15 protein-coding genes are annotated in these 18,163 nt (G+C 65.2%); 10 read left to right on the top strand and 5 right to left on the bottom strand.

Annotated elements, in window-relative coordinates:
- Window positions 1-14: 14 nt before the first annotated feature.
- Window positions 15-893, bottom strand: coding sequence for a LysR family transcriptional regulator (locus PI87_RS25430; RefSeq protein WP_039600525.1), 879 nt, complete (start codon window positions 891-893; stop codon window positions 15-17).
- Window positions 894-1,108: 215 nt separating this feature from the next.
- Here PI87_RS25430 and PI87_RS25425 point away from each other — a divergent pair, with 215 nt between their 5' ends.
- Window positions 1,109-2,638 (top strand): tannase/feruloyl esterase family alpha/beta hydrolase, encoded by a 1,530-nt coding sequence (locus PI87_RS25425; protein WP_198139628.1) that lies wholly within the window; start codon window positions 1,109-1,111, stop codon window positions 2,636-2,638.
- Window positions 2,639-2,793: 155 nt separating this feature from the next.
- Window positions 2,794-4,029 carry a serine hydrolase domain-containing protein gene (locus PI87_RS25420; RefSeq protein WP_039600523.1) on the top strand — a complete coding sequence of 412 codons (1,236 nt, stop codon included), beginning with the start codon at window positions 2,794-2,796 and terminating at the stop codon, window positions 4,027-4,029.
- Here PI87_RS25420 and PI87_RS25415 read toward each other — a convergent pair.
- Complete coding sequence (locus PI87_RS25415; RefSeq protein WP_052321763.1) at window positions 4,026-4,877, bottom strand: GntR family transcriptional regulator; 852 nt, start codon at window positions 4,875-4,877, stop codon at window positions 4,026-4,028. The two genes, PI87_RS25420 and PI87_RS25415, sit on opposite strands and share 4 nt — an antisense overlap.
- A 268-nt stretch (window positions 4,878-5,145) precedes the next feature.
- Here PI87_RS25415 and PI87_RS25410 point away from each other — a divergent pair, with 268 nt between their 5' ends.
- On the top strand, window positions 5,146-6,903 hold the full coding sequence (locus PI87_RS25410) for a GGDEF domain-containing protein (protein ID WP_039600564.1): 1,758 nt from the start codon (window positions 5,146-5,148) through the stop codon (window positions 6,901-6,903).
- Between the two features lie 13 nt (window positions 6,904-6,916).
- Here PI87_RS25410 and PI87_RS25405 read toward each other — a convergent pair whose 3' ends face one another.
- Window positions 6,917-7,729 (bottom strand): DUF6597 domain-containing transcriptional factor, encoded by an 813-nt coding sequence (locus tag PI87_RS25405; RefSeq protein ID WP_039600563.1) that lies wholly within the window; start codon window positions 7,727-7,729, stop codon window positions 6,917-6,919.
- A 127-nt stretch (window positions 7,730-7,856) separates the two neighbouring features.
- Here PI87_RS25405 and PI87_RS25400 point away from each other — a divergent pair, with 127 nt between their 5' ends.
- Window positions 7,857-8,525, top strand: a complete 669-nt coding sequence (locus PI87_RS25400; protein WP_039600522.1) for a glutathione S-transferase family protein — start codon at window positions 7,857-7,859, stop codon at window positions 8,523-8,525.
- 7 nt (window positions 8,526-8,532) lie between these two features.
- Here PI87_RS25400 and PI87_RS25395 read toward each other — a convergent pair whose 3' ends face one another.
- Complete coding sequence (locus PI87_RS25395) at window positions 8,533-10,335, bottom strand: methyl-accepting chemotaxis protein (protein WP_039600562.1); 1,803 nt, start codon at window positions 10,333-10,335, stop codon at window positions 8,533-8,535.
- Window positions 10,336-10,574: 239 nt separating this feature from the next.
- Here PI87_RS25395 and PI87_RS25390 point away from each other — a divergent pair, with 239 nt between their 5' ends.
- From PI87_RS25390 to PI87_RS25365, 6 genes are all read left to right on the top strand, one after another.
- Window positions 10,575-11,681 (top strand): S-(hydroxymethyl)glutathione dehydrogenase/class III alcohol dehydrogenase, encoded by a 1,107-nt coding sequence (locus tag PI87_RS25390; RefSeq protein ID WP_039600521.1) that lies wholly within the window; start codon window positions 10,575-10,577, stop codon window positions 11,679-11,681.
- A 25-nt stretch (window positions 11,682-11,706) separates the two neighbouring features.
- Window positions 11,707-12,579, top strand: coding sequence for an S-formylglutathione hydrolase (fghA, locus tag PI87_RS25385; protein ID WP_039600520.1), 873 nt, complete (start codon window positions 11,707-11,709; stop codon window positions 12,577-12,579).
- 194 nt (window positions 12,580-12,773) lie between these two features.
- Window positions 12,774-13,598, top strand: a complete 825-nt coding sequence (locus PI87_RS25380) for a paraquat-inducible protein A (protein ID WP_039600519.1) — start codon at window positions 12,774-12,776, stop codon at window positions 13,596-13,598.
- The gene (locus tag PI87_RS25375; RefSeq protein ID WP_039600518.1) at window positions 13,595-14,311 is read left to right on the top strand and encodes a paraquat-inducible protein A; all 717 of its coding nucleotides are present in this window, start codon (window positions 13,595-13,597) and stop codon (window positions 14,309-14,311) included. The genes PI87_RS25380 and PI87_RS25375 overlap by 4 nt, the downstream gene beginning before the upstream one ends.
- Complete coding sequence (locus PI87_RS25370; RefSeq protein ID WP_039600517.1) at window positions 14,308-15,951, top strand: PqiB family protein; 1,644 nt, start codon at window positions 14,308-14,310, stop codon at window positions 15,949-15,951. Before PI87_RS25375 ends, PI87_RS25370 begins: the two co-directional genes overlap by 4 nt.
- Window positions 15,948-16,604, top strand: coding sequence for a PqiC family protein (locus tag PI87_RS25365; protein WP_039600516.1), 657 nt, complete (start codon window positions 15,948-15,950; stop codon window positions 16,602-16,604). Before PI87_RS25370 ends, PI87_RS25365 begins: the two co-directional genes overlap by 4 nt.
- Window positions 16,605-16,615: 11 nt before the next feature.
- On the opposite strand, the gene PI87_RS25360 is transcribed toward PI87_RS25365, so the two are convergent.
- The gene (locus PI87_RS25360; RefSeq protein ID WP_039600515.1) at window positions 16,616-18,079 is read right to left on the bottom strand and encodes an aminotransferase-like domain-containing protein; all 1,464 of its coding nucleotides are present in this window, start codon (window positions 18,077-18,079) and stop codon (window positions 16,616-16,618) included.
- Window positions 18,080-18,163 lie beyond the last annotated feature (84 nt).

The following is an 18,163-nucleotide window of genomic DNA, read 5'->3' as shown; positions in this document are numbered from 1 at the left end:
ACGCGCGCTGTTGCTCAACGGTCAATCGTCCGCAGAAACTGCTCACGCACAATCGCCATGATGTGCGGGCGCGCCGAGCACTCCAACCAGCCGACATTCCGCTCCAGGCGCTTGCCGGGAACGGGCAGCAGCCGCAGCGCCTTGTCGTGCTCCCAGTCGAAGTTGCGCAGCACCGGCACGATGGACACCCCGGCGCCCTGCCGGATCAGATCCACGATGGACGACAGCGAATTCATCTCGACAATCTCGTTGGGCTGTACCGCATAGCGGCGCAGGATACGGTCGATCTTGGCGCCTGTGATGCTGGAGCGCTCAAAGCGAATGAACGGCTGCGAGCGCAGCAACTGGGCCGGCTCGGCGTTGCGTGACGCGACCTTGCTGCTGGCAACGAGCATCAGCGGCTCTGCATACAGGCGCTTCCATGCGGCTTGCGTGGGTCTCGGGCTCGGCGTCTCGACAATGATGGCCGCGTCGATGGCACCTTCCAGCACCATCGATTGCAACTCGGCCTGGCGCCCGTACACGATGCGCAGGTCGAGTGCGGGATACCGGCGCTTCAACTCCACCACGCTGATGGCCAGCGCGCCCATGGCCGAGAGAATCGCGCCGATCGTCACCGTGCCGGCGATGTCGCCATCGGCATGGTCGCCCGTGACCAGTGCTTCGTAGTCCTGCACCAGGCGGCGTGCGCGCGGCACCAGCGCGGCGCCGGCAGGCGTGAAGACCACACCTCGCCTGGAGCGATCAAACAGCGGGCGCTTGAGTTCATCTTCCAATGCCTTCATCTGCGCGCCCACTGCGGCGGGCGTCAGCGCAACGCGATCCGCCGCTGCGGCAAACGAGCCGCAATCGGCCACTGCAATCAGCGTCTTGAAAAAGCGGATGGTGCTCATGACGGCTCCTGATGCGCGACTGAATACTAAAAATTCATTTTAGTATCGATAAGATCGAATTCAGTTTTCTTGTAGTCGCTGCTCATCAAGAATGCGCGAGGCACAGCCGTCGAGCTGGGCCTGTTCACAAACAACATCGATCGAGAGCGAGACATTCCATGACAGGGTTTCCCGGAGGCAAGGGGTTCATGCGGTGGGCCATGCCCGCGGCATTCATGCTGCTGTCCCACAGCGCGCTGGCGGCCACCGCGTGCGAATCGTTGGAAAGCACTACGCAAGCCGGCCTGCAGATCAACGCCGCGCACATGGTGCCGGCAGGCCTGCTGACGCTGCCGGACACCAAGATCATCCCGTCATTGCCAACGTTCTGCCGCGTGCAGGGTCAACTGCGACCCAGCGCAGATTCCGACATCGGCTTCGAGCTGTGGATGCCGCCGGCCGATACCTGGAACGGCAAGCTGATGGTGGTCGGCAACGGCGGCTATGTCGGCGACATCCGCTACGACGAACTGGAGCCCGCGCTGCGCCGCGGCTATGCCGTGGCCTCGTCCGACAGCGGACATCACGACACCGCCGGCTACCGCAAAGAAACCCTCGACTGGGGCACCGGCCACCCCGAGAAGATTGCCGATTGGGCGTATCGCTCCGTGCATGCCATGGCCGTGGCGGCACGCGGCCTCGTCAAGACATACGAGCAGCGCGATGCCTCGCACGCCTATTACTTCGGCTGCTCGACCGGTGGCGGCCAGGGGCTGGCAGCGGCACAGCGCTATCCCGATGACTTCGACGGCATCATCGCCGGCGCGCCCGGCAACAACCGCAGCGCGCTCAACGCCGGCTTCCTGTGGATGGCCACGCAGAACCTGAAGAGCCCGGCCGGCTACATCGCGCCCGCCAAGCTGCCGCTCATCAACCGCGCGGCCATTGCCGCGTGTGATGCGCAGGATGGATTGGCCGACGGTCTGATCAGCAATCCACAACAATGCCGGTTTGATCCGTCCGTCCTCCAATGCAAGAACAACGTGGACGGCCCCGACTGCCTGACCAGTGCGCAGGTCGACACGCTCAAGCGCATGTACGCCGGTGCAAAAAACCCGCGCACGGGCGCGCAGATCTATCCGGGTTGGCCCGTCGGCAGCGAGTTCGGCTATCTGGGCGGCTGGGGCTATGCCATCGAAGGGCCAAAGCCGTTCCGCAATGCGTTCTTTCGCGACTGGGTGTTCAACGATCCGAAGTGGGACTGGCGCGACTTCGACTGGGATCACGACATGGCTGCCGTCAACGACCGCATCGGCGCCACGGTCGACAGCACCAGCCCTGACCTCAACGCATTCAAGCAGCGCGGCGGCAAGCTGATCGTGTACCACGGCCTGGCAGACCCGATCGGCAACGCCTACGACACGATCCACTACTACACAGCTGTCACTGAAACGGTGCGCGACACGCCGTCCTTTGCACGGCTGTTCCTGGCGCCGGGCATGGGCCACTGCCGGGGCGGCGTCGGCCCGAATACGTTCGATGCCATTGGCGCGCTGGAGCGCTGGGTCGAGCACGGTCAGGCACCGGAGCACATCGTCGCCATCCGCACCAAGACGACGGACAAGGTGGGCGGACTGGCAACGGCCGAGATGGTCCAGGCCGGCGGCGGCCGTACGCGCCCGCTGTGTGCGTATCCGCAGGTGGCGACATACAAGGGCAGCGGCTCGATCGACGACGCCGGCAACTTTGCCTGCGGCAAACCTTGATGCGATCACCCTTCCGTCAGCAAATCCTGCCTCTCATCTCGCTAAAGTGCTAACATCCTATTTTTAGAATGTTTAGCGGCTACCATGCGTTGGTCAGCCTGTGCGAAACGAATGCCGGCACCCCGAGGCCGGCATCCCTTTTTGGGGGATCGAGTATGGCAATGGCGGAACAGGTGGGGTTGTCGTCGCAGCGTCTGAAGGCGTTCGACGCGGCGTTGAATGCGCGATACGTGGCGTCGGGGCATCTGCCCGGCGCAGTCACACTGGTCTATCGCCGCGGCGAGGTCGCGCATACGAACGTGGTGGGATCGATGGATCTGGAGCGCGGCAAACCCATGCGTGACGACGCCATCTTCCGCATCTATTCGATGACCAAGCCGATCACGAGCGTGGCGTTCATGACGCTGGTCGAGCAAGGGCTGGTGGCGCTGGATGATCCGGTCTCGCGCTTCATCCCGGCATGGAAGCAACTTGGCGTTGCCGTGGCAGGTGCGCGCAGCCTTGGCGGCTTCCACACGCGTCCGGTTGGTCGCGAGATGCTGATCGTGGACCTGCTGCGCCATACCGCCGGCCTGTCGTATTTCTTCCAGGCCCGCACCAATGTCGACGCGGCCTACCGCGAACTGGCCATCGGCGAGCCCAACAACCCGACTGGTCTGAACGGCATGATCGAAAGCCTGAGCCAGTTGCCGCTCGACTATTCGCCCGGCGAGGAGTGGAACTACTCCGTGGCAACCCACGTGCTGGGTTACCTGATCGAGCAGATCTCCGGGCAGTCCTTTGCTGATTACCTGAAGGCTGCCCTCTTCGATCCGATCCGCATGCCGGACACAGGCTTCTTCGTGCCGGACGACAAGGCCGAGCGCCTCTGCGCCTGCTATCGCCCCACGCCCACCGGCGGCCTGCATCTGCAAGACGATCCGGCCACGAGCGCGTTCCTCCAGGCGCCCGCGCTGGCGTCAGGCGGCAGCGGGCTGGTATCGACCGCGCACGACTACCTGCGCTTCTGCAGGATGCTGCTCAATGGCGGCACGATCGACGGGCGCCAGATCCTCAGCCCCAAGACCATCGAACTGATGACGCTCAACCACTTGCCGGGCGGCAAGACGCTCGATCAGATGTCGCGCTCCACGTTCAGCGAGGCGGTCTATCCAGGGCTCGGGTTCGGCCTAGGCTTTGCCGTCACGCAAGACGTGGCCAGCACGATGATGCCCGGCAGCGTGGGGGATTATTTCTGGGGCGGCGGCGCCAGTACGTCGTTCTGGATCGACCCGGCCGAAGACCTGATCGTGATCTTCATGACGCAGCTCCTGCCTTCCACCACCTACAAGGTGCGCCGCGACCTGCGGCACTGGATCTACGGCGCCATGCTCGAGGGCGGACGCGCTTAAGCCTTCGTTCCGGATCGCCCTTGCTGCGCACCCGCTCTCGGCGGGCGGGTGCTGCTGCCTGTCACCGGAATCAGATCCGCACTGCGGTCGTCACCAGCAAGGTCGTGCGTCATGTCGAGCACGAATTTGTCTGCGCGATAGAGATAGAGACCGGCATGGATCACGCAGCCGGCGTCGTCCGTCCACCAGCGCCGGGCGCGCACCAGCGGGTCGGCCATGCTGTAGTCCGCGCGCTCTGCGCTCAACAGGCCCGCGACCTCCTGGTCCGCATAGGCCACGGTGATCTCCTGGCGCACCTTGGCAAGCGGGATGCGGTTGTACTTGCGCACCAGGTAGCCGATCTTGCGCTGCGCATCGCTGCCCTTGGGAAGCCGGTCGTAGGTTTCCCGGGCGACGTAGGTATCCATCACACCATAGGGCTCGCCGTCATGGAGATGCACGGTGCGGACCCGCATGTAGGCCGCGTGTTCGGGCTGGCCGGTCTTCAATGCTGCGGGCAGCGCTTGTGCAGGCTCGCGCAGGAGCAACCGGATGGTCTGACCCGGTGCAAGACTCAGCGGGTCATTGATGGCCTGACGCAAGTCTTCGTTGTCTGCGGGCGAAACAATATCTGCCGTGACAAAGGTACCGCGGCCCCGCGCGCTGTTCACCAAGCCTTCGGCGCTCAGTTCCGCCAACGCCTGCCGCACCGTAATCGTGCCGACACCATAGAAGGCGCATAGCTCTGGGATGGAGGGCAACTGATCGCCGCGCTTCCAATCCCCCTGCAAGATCCGCCCCCGAAGCAGGCTGGCCAACTGGGTATACAGGGCGACCCCCTTGCGTTCTGCGTTCAGCAACGGATTCACTCACAGGCTCCTGGTCACCCCATACATTCCAACATTCTACTCTTGGCATGTCATGGAGAACGGCCCCGCTCCGCCTTAAAGGATTCGCAAGAATCCTTTTTCATTTGTTTGCAGTCTGCGTGCCGGGCGCGCGTTCAATGGCAACGTAAAGATGCCCTCCGTCTTGCCGTTAGGCTGGGTGAGCCTCGCGCACATCCGCCGCGCTGCCACCCTTGCCGATTTGCCCGCCAAGACGCCACCGCTCCCGCTCATGTCCTCTGAAACGTCGATGGACAGGCGCTTCGGCGCCAGTGTCGCCATCGTCCTCATCCCGGTGCTCTCGCTGTCGTGCTGGCTGCTCGGCTACGCGTGGTTTGCCTATGGCCGGGCAGATGACGCCGCGCGCAGCTTCCAGGCGCTGCGCGCCGTGCTGTTGACAATGGAGAAGGTCTCGGCCGAGCGCGGCCCCACCAACGGCGTGCTGGGCGAAGACCTGCCGCTGCCGGCGGAGCGCACGGCCGCCCTGCAACGCATGCGCGCGACCAGCGACGAGCACTTCGCCGCGCTGCTTGCCACGCTGCAACCGGATCGCTGCCCCGGCTGCCTTGCCGACGCCGATGCCGCACGCCAGGCGCAGGCCGACCTGTCCAGCGCCCGCCGGAACGTCGACGATCTCGTCACTCAGCCCCTGCAATCGCGCGGCAACGGCGCACTGGCGGATGCGGTGGACCGCATGATGGGCGTGATCCCCGAGTTCATGCCGGTGGTCAATGCACGCACGGCCAACATCACGCGCGGCGATCCCGACGTGCTCAACTGCCTGACACTGGCCCGGCTGGCTGCCGACCTGCGCGAATACGCCGGCCAACTCGGCTCGCGCTTCACCAGCGCACTGGCCATGCGCCGCAAGCTCACGCTGGATGAGCAGCTCGCCATTGCTCGCACGCATGGCCGTATCGATCAGCTTCGGGTCATGATCGAAACGCGCCTCACCCGAGGGTCCGGGCTGGACCAGCACGCCATGGACACGCTGCACACGCAGTACTTTGGCGACGGCCTGCGCTATCTCGAAGCCGTGCGCGCCGCCACCGGCCAGCCCGGCGGGGCGGACGTCACCACCGGACAGTTCGCCGAGCGCTATGTGCCGACCATGCGCGCCATCACCGATTTCCGCGACAGCGTGCTGCATCTGGCCGAGAACGATATTCGCGAGCACCGGCGCGCCATGCTCTGGGTGCTGTTGGGCTCGGCGGCGGCGGTGCTGTCCGTGCTGGGAGCACTGGCCTGGATGATCGTCTCGTTCCGCCGTGATGTGGTGCGGCCGTTCGTCAACGCCACGCGCCTGATCGATGCCATCGCGCGCGGCAACCTGAGCCTGCATATCCCGACCAGCTTCACGCGGCGCGAGATCCGCGCGATGTTCGAGGCGATTCGCGTGCTGCGCATCAACAGCATCGAGCGGCGCCGGCTTGAACTGGAGCGCGCGCACCTGATGCAGGAACTCGCGCGCATGGCCGAAACCGATCCGCTCACCCAACTATTCAACCGCCGCGCCTTTGAAGATCGGTCGATCGCGATGTGCAAGGCGCCCGAACCCAAGGCGCCGCTCATCGCCCTGGTGATGTTTGACGTTGACCACTTCAAGCGCATCAACGACACCTACGGCCACGCAATCGGCGACGAGGCACTGCGCACCGTGGCGCGCCTGTGCCGCACCGACGGCCCTGCGGCCGACCTGGTGGCGCGCATTGGCGGCGAAGAGTTTGCGGTGATGGTGTGGGCAGACAGCCTGGAGCAGGCACACGGTGTGGCCGAGCGCCTGCGCAAGCGCATTGCGGAGGCAACAGTGCCAACCGGCACCGACATGCCCTGCCGCATGACGGCCAGCTTTGGCGTGGCCGTGGCGCGGACGGCGGACCATCCGACGCTGGAGTCGCTGCTCAAGCGTGCAGACCGCCTGCTGTATGAAGGCAAGCTGGCCGGGCGCAACCGCGTGATGACCGACCCGCCACTGCCTCCACACGATCTGTCGGTAGCGGCGGACTGAGGCACGTGATTCACTAGGGTTGATTGGTGCGCCGGTACTCCGCCGGTGCCTTGCCGATCAGACGACGGAAATCGCGCGTGAAGTGCGCCTGGTCGAAATAGCCCAGCGCATGCGCAAGTTCAGCCAGATCAACGTCCGTGCCATTGGCAAGCTGATCGGCCGCTTCATGCAGCCGGTATCGGCGGATCACCCACTTGGGCGTCACGCCCACGTACTCAGCAAACACTTGCTGCAGCGTGCGCTCGCTCAGGGCCGCGCGTTCGGCAAGATCACGCACCTGGGTCAAACCCGCGTCCTGCTGCAGCATCTGCAGAATGGTGTGGATGCGCTCAACCTGCGGGTCCGGCGGCGGCAGCACGCGCAGCAGCAGCGTTTCTGCGGCCGCCACCATGCCCGCATCATCCTGCGCGCCGAGCACAATCTCTTCGGCCTGCGCATCATCGCAATCGAACAGCATCGATACGGGTAACACCTTGTCGGTCAGCAGGTGCACGGGCTTGCCGAAGAACGCGCGAAAGGCACCGGGGCGAAAGCGCAGGCCGATCACGCGGCCCGCCTCGGCCAGCGTGGTCTCGAACGCGCCCGACACCACACCAAAGATGCCCGTCTGCCGCCGGTCGAAGACCACGTTCACACACGGATACGGCAGCGTGCGCTGCGTAAACGGCGGCTGACCACGCAAATCCCATTCAACGATCCAGTGGTGATCGAGCACACCCGCAAGCGCAGCACTCGGCTGGTAGCGGTTCAAGCGGAAGCGCTGGCGGAAGGCCAGCGGATCGACCACGCCCTTGGGGCTGTCGGCAACATCACGCAGGTCGGACATGGAAGCGGCATCAGAAGCGATGCCGCGATGATGCACCGCCACAGCGGATTTTTCCAAGACGCGGGGGCGCCGTCAGCCTACAGTGGCAGTCTCTGCATCACGCACCCGCCACACACCGGAGACAACGATGTCGCAAGACCGCCACCTGATCCTCTATCACTCGCCGCGCAGCCGCTCGCGAGGCGCGCGCATGCTGCTCGAAGAACTGGGCGCCGACTATGAACTGCGTACGTTCGACCTGAGCACGGGTCAGCATCACACCCCCGAGTTTCTTGCCATCAACCCGCTGGGCAAGGTGCCAACGCTGTGCCACGGCGACGTGGTCGTCACCGAGCAGGCGGCGGTCTACATGTATGCGGCGGAGCTGTATCCGGAGGCCGGTCTGTCACCGGCAGTAGGCGACCCATTGCGCGGGCCGTACCTGCGCTGGATGGCGTTCTATGGCGCGTGCTTTGAGCCGGCCGTCGTCGATCGTTCGATGGGCCGCTCGCCTGCGGCGTACTCGACGTCGCCCTATGGCGATTTCGACACCGTCATCAACACGATCAACGCGCAGCTTGCCAAGGGGCCTTACCTGCTGGGTGAACGCTTCACGGCCGCCGACGTGCTGTGGGGCGCCGCCCTGAACTGGATCACGATGTTCAAGCTGATGCCGGAAACACCGGTGGTGCGCGCCTACATTGACCGCGTCATGGCGCGCCCGGCCATGCAACGGGCGCAGGCGGCCGATTTGGCGCTGGCGGCACAACAGGATGAAGCCAAGGCGGCCACCAGCGCAGCCGCCCCGGGAGCCTGAGTCAGGCTCAGTGCGAAAGACGGAACTGCCCCACGGCCTCGTTGAGGTTGTGGGCCTGTTCCTCCAGCGATTCCGCAGCGGCCGCCGCCTGCTCCACCAGCGCGGCGTTCTGCTGCGTCACCTGGTCCATCTGGTTGACGGCCTGATTGACCTGTTCGATACCGCTGCTCTGCTCTTCCGACGCGGACGAGATCTCGCCCATGATGTCGGTCACGCGCTTCACTGCATCCACGATCTCGGCCATCGTCACGCCCGCCTGATCGACCAGCGCCGTGCCGTTGCTCACACGGTCCACCGAGTCGCTGATCAGCGCCTTGATTTCCTTGGCCGCCCCCGCTGAACGCTGCGCGAGGCTGCGCACTTCGCTCGCCACCACGGCAAAGCCGCGACCTTGCTCACCGGCACGCGCAGCTTCCACCGCGGCGTTCAGCGCCAGGATGTTGGTCTGGAAGGCGATGCTTTCGATCACGCCGATGATGTCGGCAATCTTCTTGCTGCTCTCGTTGATGCCGCCCATGGTCTGCACGACCTGGCCGACCACGCTGCCGCCGCGCGTGGCCACGTCCGATGCCGTCACCGCCAGCGTGCTGGCCTGACGCGCGTTGTCGGCGTTCTGCTTCACGATCGAGGTGAGTTCTTCCATGCTCGACGCGGTTTCTTCCAGCGAGCTGGCCTGCTCTTCCGTACGTTGCGACAGGTCTGCATTGCCGGCAGCAATTTCTTGCGCGGCCGAGCGCACCGAGTCGCTACCCAGGCGAATCTGCTGCATCACCGCCGTCAGCTTGTCGGCAAACGCGTTGAACGAGCGGGCGATCTGCGCGACTTCGTCTTCGCCATCCGACGGCAGGCGCTTGGTGAGGTCACCGCTGCCCGAGCCGATGTCGTCCATCGCATCGCGAATCAGCGACAGGCGGCGGAATGCACGCGCGGTCATGGCACCGACGATCAGCGCGGCGACGATGGCCACCGCCACCAGCGCGCCAATCGACGTCATCACCAGCGAGCGCATGCCGGCCGTGGCATCGGACTTGTCCAGCGCCACGATCAGGCCCCAGTCGGTGCCCTTCACACTCTGGCGCCACAGCAGCTTGGGGATGCCCTCGATGGTGACTTCCGTCAGCTTGTCGGTTTGCGCCAATGCGGTCAGCGCGCTTTCGCTCAGCCCAGCAGACAGGTCGGTCGCAGGCTTGAGCGTCAGCTTGTCATTCGCATGCGCGACGATCTTGCCCGCTGCGTTGACGAGGAAGCCGTAGCTGGCCGGCGTCGGGTGGATGGCCTTCACGTTGGCGATCACGCTATCCATCGCCACGTCACCGCCGATCACACCCTTGAGGGCGCCACCCTGCAGGATGGGCACCGCGAACGTCACCACGAGCTGGCCTGTGCTGGCGCTCACGTACGGCGGCGTCACCACCGGCTTGCCGGCGTCCACGGCCTGCTTGTACCAGGGGCGCGCGGTCGGGTCGTAGGTGGGCGGAATGCCTTCCGGGTTGGAGAATTTGTACGTCTTGTCGGGGTAACCGACATAGATGTTGATGAAGCCACCGGCCTGGTGCACGGCCTTGAACAGCGGAACCGGATCGGTGCTGAGCGCGATGTCTTGCAGCGACGCGATCATCTGCGTCTTGACGGCAACCCACTCATCAATGGTGGAGGTGCGGCCGCGCACGATGGCCTGCAGGCTCAGGCGGGTCGATTCTTCGTTATACGAGCGGGTGACGAGATAGTTGAGGCCACCAGCGAACGTCAATGCGCCGACCACGATGGCAACGCAGGTCAGCAAAATTCGGGTACGAATGGATGCAAGCACAGTATGGTTTCCTACGAAGCCCATGGCGGGGGTTCCACCATGTAAGGCATGCGGCACACGGCCCTGTCGGCCCTGCCGTCGCACAAGAAACGGCTTCCGTAAGGAAATCTGAAGTCTGATGTGCGTCTCGTGATCGAGATGTCACGTTGCCATGGCAGGCAACCCTCTACAATCGCCGATCTTTACGCTGCCCCAGCCGCCCACGTCGGGCAGGCTCCACTTCGAAAAAAGGAATGCGCATGAAAACCAAAGCCGCCATCGCCTGGAAAGCCGGTGCCCCGCTCACCGTGGAAGAAGTCGACCTGCAAGGCCCGCGCGCCGGCGAGGTGCTGGTCGAGATCAAAGCCACCGGCATCTGCCATACCGATTACTACACGCTCTCGGGTGCCGACCCGGAAGGCATCTTCCCGGCCATCCTGGGCCACGAAGGCGCGGGCGTGGTGCTGGAAGTGGGTGCGGGCGTGAGTTCGCTCAAGGCCGGCGACCACGTGATCCCCCTTTACACGCCGGAATGCCGCCAGTGCAAGTTCTGCCTGTCGCGCAAGACCAACCTGTGCCAGGCGATTCGCGCCACACAGGGCAAGGGCCTGATGCCGGACGGCACGTCGCGCTTCTCGCTCGACGGCAAGCCGCTGTTCCACTACATGGGCACCTCCACGTTTGCGAACCACATCGTGGTGCCGGAGATTGCGCTGGCGAAGATCCGCCCGGATGCACCGTTCGACAAGGTCTGCTACATCGGCTGCGGCGTCACCACGGGCGTGGGCGCGGTGGTGTACACGGCCAAGGTGGAAGCCGGTGCCAACGTGGTGGTGTTCGGCCTGGGGGGCATCGGCCTGAACGTGATCCAGGGCGCCAAGATGGTCGGCGCCGACAAGATCATCGGCGTGGACCTGAACCCCGCGCGTGAAGCCATGGCGCGCAAATTCGGCATGACGCACTTCATCAACCCGAAGGACGTCGGCAACGTGGTCGACCACATCATCCAGCTCACCGATGGCGGCGCGGACTACTCGTTCGAATGCATCGGCAACACGCAGGTCATGCGCCAGGCGCTGGAGTGCACGCACAAGGGCTGGGGGCAGTCCATCATCATCGGCGTGGCCGAGGCCGGGGCGGAGATCAGCACGCGCCCGTTCCAGCTCGTCACCGGGCGTGAGTGGAAAGGCTCCGCCTTCGGTGGCGCGCGCGGCCGCACCGATGTGCCGAAGATTGTCGACTGGTACATGGAAGGCAAGCTCAACATCGATGATCTCATCACGCACACGCTGCCACTGGAGCGCATCAATGAGGGCTTTGACCTGATGAAGCGCGGCGAGTCGATCCGTTCGGTCGTGCTGTATTGAGCCCGGAACGTTGAGGAGCCACGCGATGACCATTCCGGTGCCCACACTTGAGCTGATTTCCGAGCACGCCTGCTTTGGCGGCGTGCAGCGCTTCTATCGGCATGCCTCGTCGGCCATTGGACTGCCGATGCGCTTTTCGGTCTTCCTGCCACCGCAGGCGCTGGCGGGCACCCGTTGCCCCGCGCTGTTCTATCTGGCCGGCCTGACGTGCACAGAAGAGACCTTCGCCATCAAGGCCGGCGCCCAGCGCGTGGCCGCACGCGCGGGCCTCATCCTGATCGCGCCCGACACCAGCCCGCGCGGCGCCAACGTCCCGGGTGAGACGGATAGCTGGGACTTCGGCGTCGGTGCCGGCTTCTACCTAGACGCGACGCAGGCGCCGTGGCGCCAGCACTACCGCATGGAGAGCTACATCGCCGACGAGCTGCATCACATCGCGCGGGTTGCCTTCCCGGTGGCCTCGGGGCGCGTCGGCATCTTCGGGCATTCGATGGGCGGCCATGGTGCGTTGACGCTGGCGCTGCGCCACCGGGAGCGCTTTGCCTCGGTCTCGGCATTCGCGCCCATTGCGCATCCGTCTGTGTGCCCGTGGGGCATCAAGGCGTTCACGGGCTACCTCGGTGACGACCGCGCTGCATGGGCGGCACACGACGCCACACTGCTGATGCAGCAGGCGCAGAGTCCGTTCCCCGGCGGCATCCTCATCGATCAGGGCGAGGCCGACAAATTCCTCGCCGAACAGCTCTACCCCGACGACTTTGCCGCCGCGTGCGCCACCGCCGGACAACCGCTGCAACTGCGCCGCCACCCCGGCTACGACCACGGCTACTACTTCATCGCAACCTTGATCGAAGACCACCTGATGCATCACGCCGCCCAACTGGGTGCCGGCGGTTAATCAAGAAGACAACCTTCAAACAATGTTGATGGCGGGATTCTTGCATCGCCCCCACCGTCAAAATGCGAACCCAAGGTGCGGGCGCCTATACATTCAACCCTGTATGTATAATCGCCCCCACCCTGATCCGGCATGGGGCTGCGCCTTGCCATGTGGCGCAAGAGTTACGTAACGGCCCGCTCGCCGGCCAGACGATGGAGTTGTTCGACGTGAAATTCCCTTTCCCGCTGCCGCAGTCGTGGCGCGCGGCCCTGCCCGGGCTGGCGCCGGACGACGCATCGGGCGCCGCTTCCACCACACCTGCCGCCCCGGTCGCACAGCCGCTGCCCGGCGATCCCGACGCGTGGATCGCCTGCGAGCACTGCGACACCCTGCATCGCCACGAGGTCATCGCGCTGGATGAGGAAGCGCGCTGCACGCGTTGCGGCGTCAAGCTGTATCGCAACCAGAGCGAGCGGCTGTCCGTGCTGCTGCCGTTGATCGTGACCGGGTTGATCGTTTACTTCGTTGCCAACGCCTTCCCGATTGCCGAGCTGAACGGCGGCGGCAACCGCAACACCACCACGCTGTGGGGCGCCGTTGAAGCGCTGTACAACTACGACATGGTGTTCGCGGCCGTGCTGGTGGGCCTGACCACGCTGCTGTTTCCGCTGCTGTACCTGAGCGTGCTGGCACCGCTGCTGTTTGCGCGCCTGCGCGGGCGGCAGCATCCGCGGGCGGCGCTGGCACTGCGCGCGGCGGCGTTAATCCGGCCCTGGGCGATGATCGAGATCTTCATGCTGGGCGTGGTGGTGGCGCTCATCAAGGTAGCGCACATGGTGTCGCTGCAGGCCGATGCTGGCCTGTGGGCGTTCGGCGCGCTGACGGTGTTCATGACGATTGCGCTGTCGATCGACCTGCGCCCGTTCTGGCGCGAGATCGGCATGACGCTCCAGCCTGGCACACAAGTCGATGCGCCCACCGGCATGGATGCCGCAGCCCGCCCAGGCGAAGCACCCGATGGCGAGGGACGCGCATGAGCACCGCCGCCCACACGCCACCCGCTCGCCCAATCCGGGCTGCCGCACACGGTCTCGTCACGTGCGAGCGTTGCGGCCTGCTCGCGCGCATGCCCGGCGCGCAAACCGCCGCCCACGCGGCGCTCACGCACGACGATGCGCCCGAGCACGCTGCCGCGCCGGTCTGCCCGCGTTGCCTGTCACCCATGCACGCGCGCAAACCCGAGAGTCTGATGCGCTGCTGGGCACTGCTGATCGCAGCCATGGCCATGTACCTGCCGGCCAACATGTTGCCCGTCATGATTACGGACACGCTGGTCGGCACGCAGCAGGACACCATCATGAGCGGCATCGTCTACTTGTGGACGTCAGGCTCGTGGCATCTGGCCATCATCGTGTTCATTGCCAGCTTCTTTGTGCCGCTGGCCAAGCTGGGCATCCTGGCGGTGCTGTGCCTGTCGGTGCAGCAGCGCTGGCGCTGGAACCCGCGCTTTCGCACGCGGCTGTATGTGATTGTCGAAGCGGTCGGCCGCTGGTCGATGCTCGATGTATTCGTGGTGGCGTTGCTGGCAGGGCTGGTGCACCTGTCCACGCTGGCCGTCATCAAGCCTGGCCCCGGTGTCGGGCCGTTTGCCGCCGTGGTGGTGCTGACCATGTTCGCCGCCCGCTGTTTTGACCCCCGCCTGATCTGGGACGCCGTCGACGAGCCCGATCCCGATGAGACCGACGCATGACCGAACCTGTACAACCCGACAACGTCCCGCCCCCGCGCCGCATGAAACGCAAGCGCTGGCTGCCTTCGCTGATCTGGCTGGTGCCCATCGTTGCGCTTGTGGTGGGCGGCACACTCATGGCACGCGTGATCCTGGCACGCGGTGCACAGATCACGGTCACATTCAGTTCGGCCGAGGGCATCGAAGCGGGCAAGACGCGCGTGAAATACAAGAGCGTCGACATTGGCGTCGTGAAATCCGTCGGGCTGACGGATGACCGCTCCGGCGCCGTCGCCCTGATCGAACTCACCCATGACGGCAAGGCCTTTGCTGTGGCCGACACTCGCTTCTGGGTGGTACGGCCGCGCGTGGCCGCCGGCAATGTTTCGGGGCTGGGCACGCTGCTCTCGGGCGCCTATATCGGCGTGGACGGCGGACGCTCGCACGACAAGAAATCCGCCTTCAAGGGCCTGGATATCCCGCCCGCCATCTACGCCGACACCCCGGGCAAGCAGTTCACGCTCCATGCGCCTGACCTTGGCTCACTCGATATCGGTTCACCGGTGTACTTCCGCCGCGTGCGCGTGGGGCAGATCACCGCCTACGACATCGACACCGATGGCAAGGGCGTGACGCTGCATGCGTTCGTGAACGCACCATTCGACAAATTTGTCGCGCGAGGCACACGCTTCTGGAACGCCAGCGGCATCGATCTGAAGCTCGACGCCAACGGCCTGAAGCTCGACACGCAATCGCTGCTGGCGGTCGCGCTGGGCGGCATTGCCTTCCAGACCCCCGAAGAGGCTGACCACGCGCCCGCTGCGTCCAACACCGAGTACCAGCTCGTACGCAACGAAGCCACGGCGCTCAAGGACCCCGAGCACATCTCGCAGACCGTGGTGATGTACTTCCACCGCTCGCTGCGCGGCCTGACGGTGGGTGCGCCGATGGAGTTCAAGGGCATCAACGTGGGCGAAATCAAGTCGATCGGCATCCACTACAGCCGCAAGCGCAAGGAGTTCGTGCTGCCGGTCACGGCCGTGATCTATCCGACGCGCTTCGGCATGGACATCCGCGACGACAATCTGCAGCACGCCGCTGAAGATGTCCGCACACAGTTCGATACGCTCATCCAGAACGGCATGCGAGCACGGTTGAAGAGCGGCAGCCTGCTGACTGGCCAGCAGTTCGTGGAACTCGACTTCATCGACCCGGCCGACCGCGAGAAGACACCGCCGCGCTTCGGCCAGCGCGATCGTGACGGCGCTTATGTCTTCCCGACCGCCGACAACCCGACCGACGACATCGAAGCGCAGCTCGCGGGCATTGCGAAGAAGCTCAACAAGGTGCCGTTCGAGCAGATCGGCCAGGACCTGCATCGCGCGCTGGGCACGCTGGACGCCACGCTCAAGCAGACCGAGCAACTGGCCAAGACGGTCAATACCGATCTGGCCCCGCAGATGAAGGAAACGCTGGCCGAAGCACGCCGCACGCTCGAGACCGCACGCCAGACCTTCTCTGAAGACGCGCCCCTGCAGCACAACGCGCGCGACACGCTGGAACAGGTGGCCAAGGCCGCCGCCTCGGTGCGCGTACTGACCGATTACCTGCAAACCCACCCCGAAGCGCTGATCCGGGGCAAGGCAAAGGATGCGCAATGATGCAGACGTCGATGCTGTCTTCTTCCCTTCGACTGGCCGGAGCTGTTGTTGCCGCCGCACTGGTGGCGGCATGCGCCTCGCCCGTGCCGACGTTGCATACGCTGTCGCTGCGCAGCGAAGCACCCGCGCCTGACGCACGCTTCCAGCGCGCCTTCCGCCTGACGGGCGTGCGTGTGCCCGATCGCCTGGACAAGCCGCAGATCGTGCTGCGCACGTCTGACAGTGAGGTGCAGGCGCTCGAACAGCAGCGCTGGGCCGCGCCGTTCGGCTCGGAGCTGCGCGATGCACTGTCCGCCAATCTGGCGGGTACGCTATCAGCGGTGGATGTGGTTAGTGGCGTGGCGCCTGCGGGCGTGCCGCTCTATCGCATTGCTGCGGACATGCGCAGCTACGATGCGCGCCCCGGCCAGAACGTGACGGCGCTGGTGACGTGGCGTGTGACGCGCGGGATGGCCGATGGGGCAACGCAGGCGCAGGGCTCGGCTGCCGCCACCGCCCTCACCTGCCAGAACACGTTGACGGTGCCGGCGGGCGCCGGTGTCGATGCCGTGGTGTCGTCGACACAGCAACTGGTGCAGCAATGGTCGCAGCAGATTGCGCAGAGCGTGCGGAGTCTGGAGTCGCACGCGGCCATGCCAGCCTGGTGCCGATGATCGGCCGGTGATTACGCTTCGGTCAGTTGCCGCGTCAGCTCGCCCAGCGTGGCCAATGCGGCTTCCAGATTGGCCGAAGGCGGCAGCCCGAAGCAGATGCGGAAGAAGTGATCGAAGCGGTTGAGGTTCGAGAACATCGTCCCCGGTGCAATGCGGATGCTGTGCTTGAGCGCCGCATCAAACAAGGCCACTGACGACACGTTGGTCGGCAGCTCCACCCACATCGCCAACCCACCCGACGGCACCGACAACCGCGTGCCGGCCGGGAAGCACTCCGCAATCGACTCCGCCATCCGCTCGCGCTGCTCTCGCAATGTCTGACGCAGTGTGCGGATATGGCGGTCATACGCCCCCGAGGCGATAAAGCGCCCAGCCACCACCTGCATCAGCGAATCGTTCGGCCGCGACTGCGCAAACTTCAGCATCTGCACGCGCTCTTGCCAGCGCCCTGCCGTCATCCAGCCCAGGCGCAGGCCGGGTGCCACCGTCTTGCTCAGCGACGCGCAATAGATCACGTTGCCCGTGCGGTCCCACGCCTTGATGGCCTTGAGCGGCGTGTTGCTGTCGGCCAGCGGGCTGTAGGTGTCGTCTTCGATCAGGGCGATATTGTGTGCCTCGCAAAAGGTCACCATGCGCCGCTTGGCAGCGTCGGGCATGATGCTGCCCAGTGGGTTCTGCAGGTTGGGCACCACCACCACCGCGCGGATGTTGTCGTACGCCTGCACCGCCATCTCCAGCGCTTCCAGCGACATGCCGGTGCGCGGGCTGGTGGGGATCTCCACCGCACGCATGCCCAGGCTTTCCAGCACTTGCAGCAAGCCGTAGTACGTCGGGGATTCCACTGCCACCGTATCGCCGGGCTGCGCCACCGCACGCAACGCGAGGTTCACGGCTTCAATGCAGCCGTGCGTGACAACCACCTCCTCCGGCACGATCTGCATCCCCATGTCGAGCGCGCGACGCGCCACGGCGATCTGGAGGTCAGGATGCCCATTGGGCGTGACGGCCTGCGTGAGCAGGAACGGATGCTGGCGCACCACCTGCGTAGTGATCCGGTTAAGCGCCGCCGACGGATACAGCGCCGGCGCCCCACTTGCCCCGGATAGATCAACACGCACATTGGCCTGCTGGCCACGCGCCACGATGGCCGATACGCGCGCATGCACGCCAACATAGGCGGCCGGGTCCGGCGTGGCCAACTCCGGCTCCTTCACCGGTGCAAGCAAGGCGCGGCGCGGCTGCCGCACGAAATAGCCCGAGCGCTCGCGCGCTTCCAGCCAGCCCTCGGCCTCAAGATGCCGGCACACCTGCAACGCCGTTGAGAGGCTCACCCCGTGCGTGCGCATGAGCGCGCGCACCGACGGCATGCGCTCGCCCGGCGTCAGCACTCCGCTGCGGATGGCGCCGAGGTAGTGATCAGCCAGCATCCGATACAGAGGCTGCGCGGGCGAAGAGGTCAACTCGGTGACGGTCATGACAGGCGGGCGACGGTGAGAGTCTCCTGCAGATCATGCAGGCACGGTCCTCACCGCAACAGATACAGACAACGCAAAACTGTA

It is taken from the genome of Ralstonia sp. A12 (assembly GCF_000801955.1).
GTDB lineage: Bacteria > Pseudomonadota > Gammaproteobacteria > Burkholderiales > Burkholderiaceae > Ralstonia.
Note: the sequence above shows the minus strand (reverse complement) of the source record. Positions and strands in the feature narration are given on the sequence as shown.

What these genes read in the sequence shown, in the direction of transcription:
- PI87_RS25360 (WP_039600515.1), bottom strand. Translation starts at nt 18,079, where the DNA reads ATGACCGTCACCGAGTTGACCTCTTCGCCCGCGCAGCCTCTGTATCGG.
- PI87_RS25425 (WP_198139628.1), top strand. Translation starts at nt 1,109, where the DNA reads ATGCTGCTGTCCCACAGCGCGCTGGCGGCCACCGCGTGCGAATCGTTG.
- PI87_RS25400 (WP_039600522.1), top strand. Translation starts at nt 7,857, where the DNA reads ATGTCGCAAGACCGCCACCTGATCCTCTATCACTCGCCGCGCAGCCGC.
- PI87_RS25420 (WP_039600523.1), top strand. Translation starts at nt 2,794, where the DNA reads ATGGCAATGGCGGAACAGGTGGGGTTGTCGTCGCAGCGTCTGAAGGCG.
- PI87_RS25375 (WP_039600518.1), top strand. Translation starts at nt 13,595, where the DNA reads ATGAGCACCGCCGCCCACACGCCACCCGCTCGCCCAATCCGGGCTGCC.
- PI87_RS25410 (WP_039600564.1), top strand. Translation starts at nt 5,146, where the DNA reads ATGGACAGGCGCTTCGGCGCCAGTGTCGCCATCGTCCTCATCCCGGTG.
- PI87_RS25370 (WP_039600517.1), top strand. Translation starts at nt 14,308, where the DNA reads ATGACCGAACCTGTACAACCCGACAACGTCCCGCCCCCGCGCCGCATG.
- PI87_RS25430 (WP_039600525.1), bottom strand. Translation starts at nt 893, where the DNA reads ATGAGCACCATCCGCTTTTTCAAGACGCTGATTGCAGTGGCCGATTGC.
- PI87_RS25380 (WP_039600519.1), top strand. Translation starts at nt 12,774, where the DNA reads ATGGAGTTGTTCGACGTGAAATTCCCTTTCCCGCTGCCGCAGTCGTGG.
- fghA (WP_039600520.1), top strand. Translation starts at nt 11,707, where the DNA reads ATGACCATTCCGGTGCCCACACTTGAGCTGATTTCCGAGCACGCCTGC.
- PI87_RS25390 (WP_039600521.1), top strand. Translation starts at nt 10,575, where the DNA reads ATGAAAACCAAAGCCGCCATCGCCTGGAAAGCCGGTGCCCCGCTCACC.
- PI87_RS25365 (WP_039600516.1), top strand. Translation starts at nt 15,948, where the DNA reads ATGATGCAGACGTCGATGCTGTCTTCTTCCCTTCGACTGGCCGGAGCT.
- PI87_RS25405 (WP_039600563.1), bottom strand. Translation starts at nt 7,729, where the DNA reads ATGTCCGACCTGCGTGATGTTGCCGACAGCCCCAAGGGCGTGGTCGAT.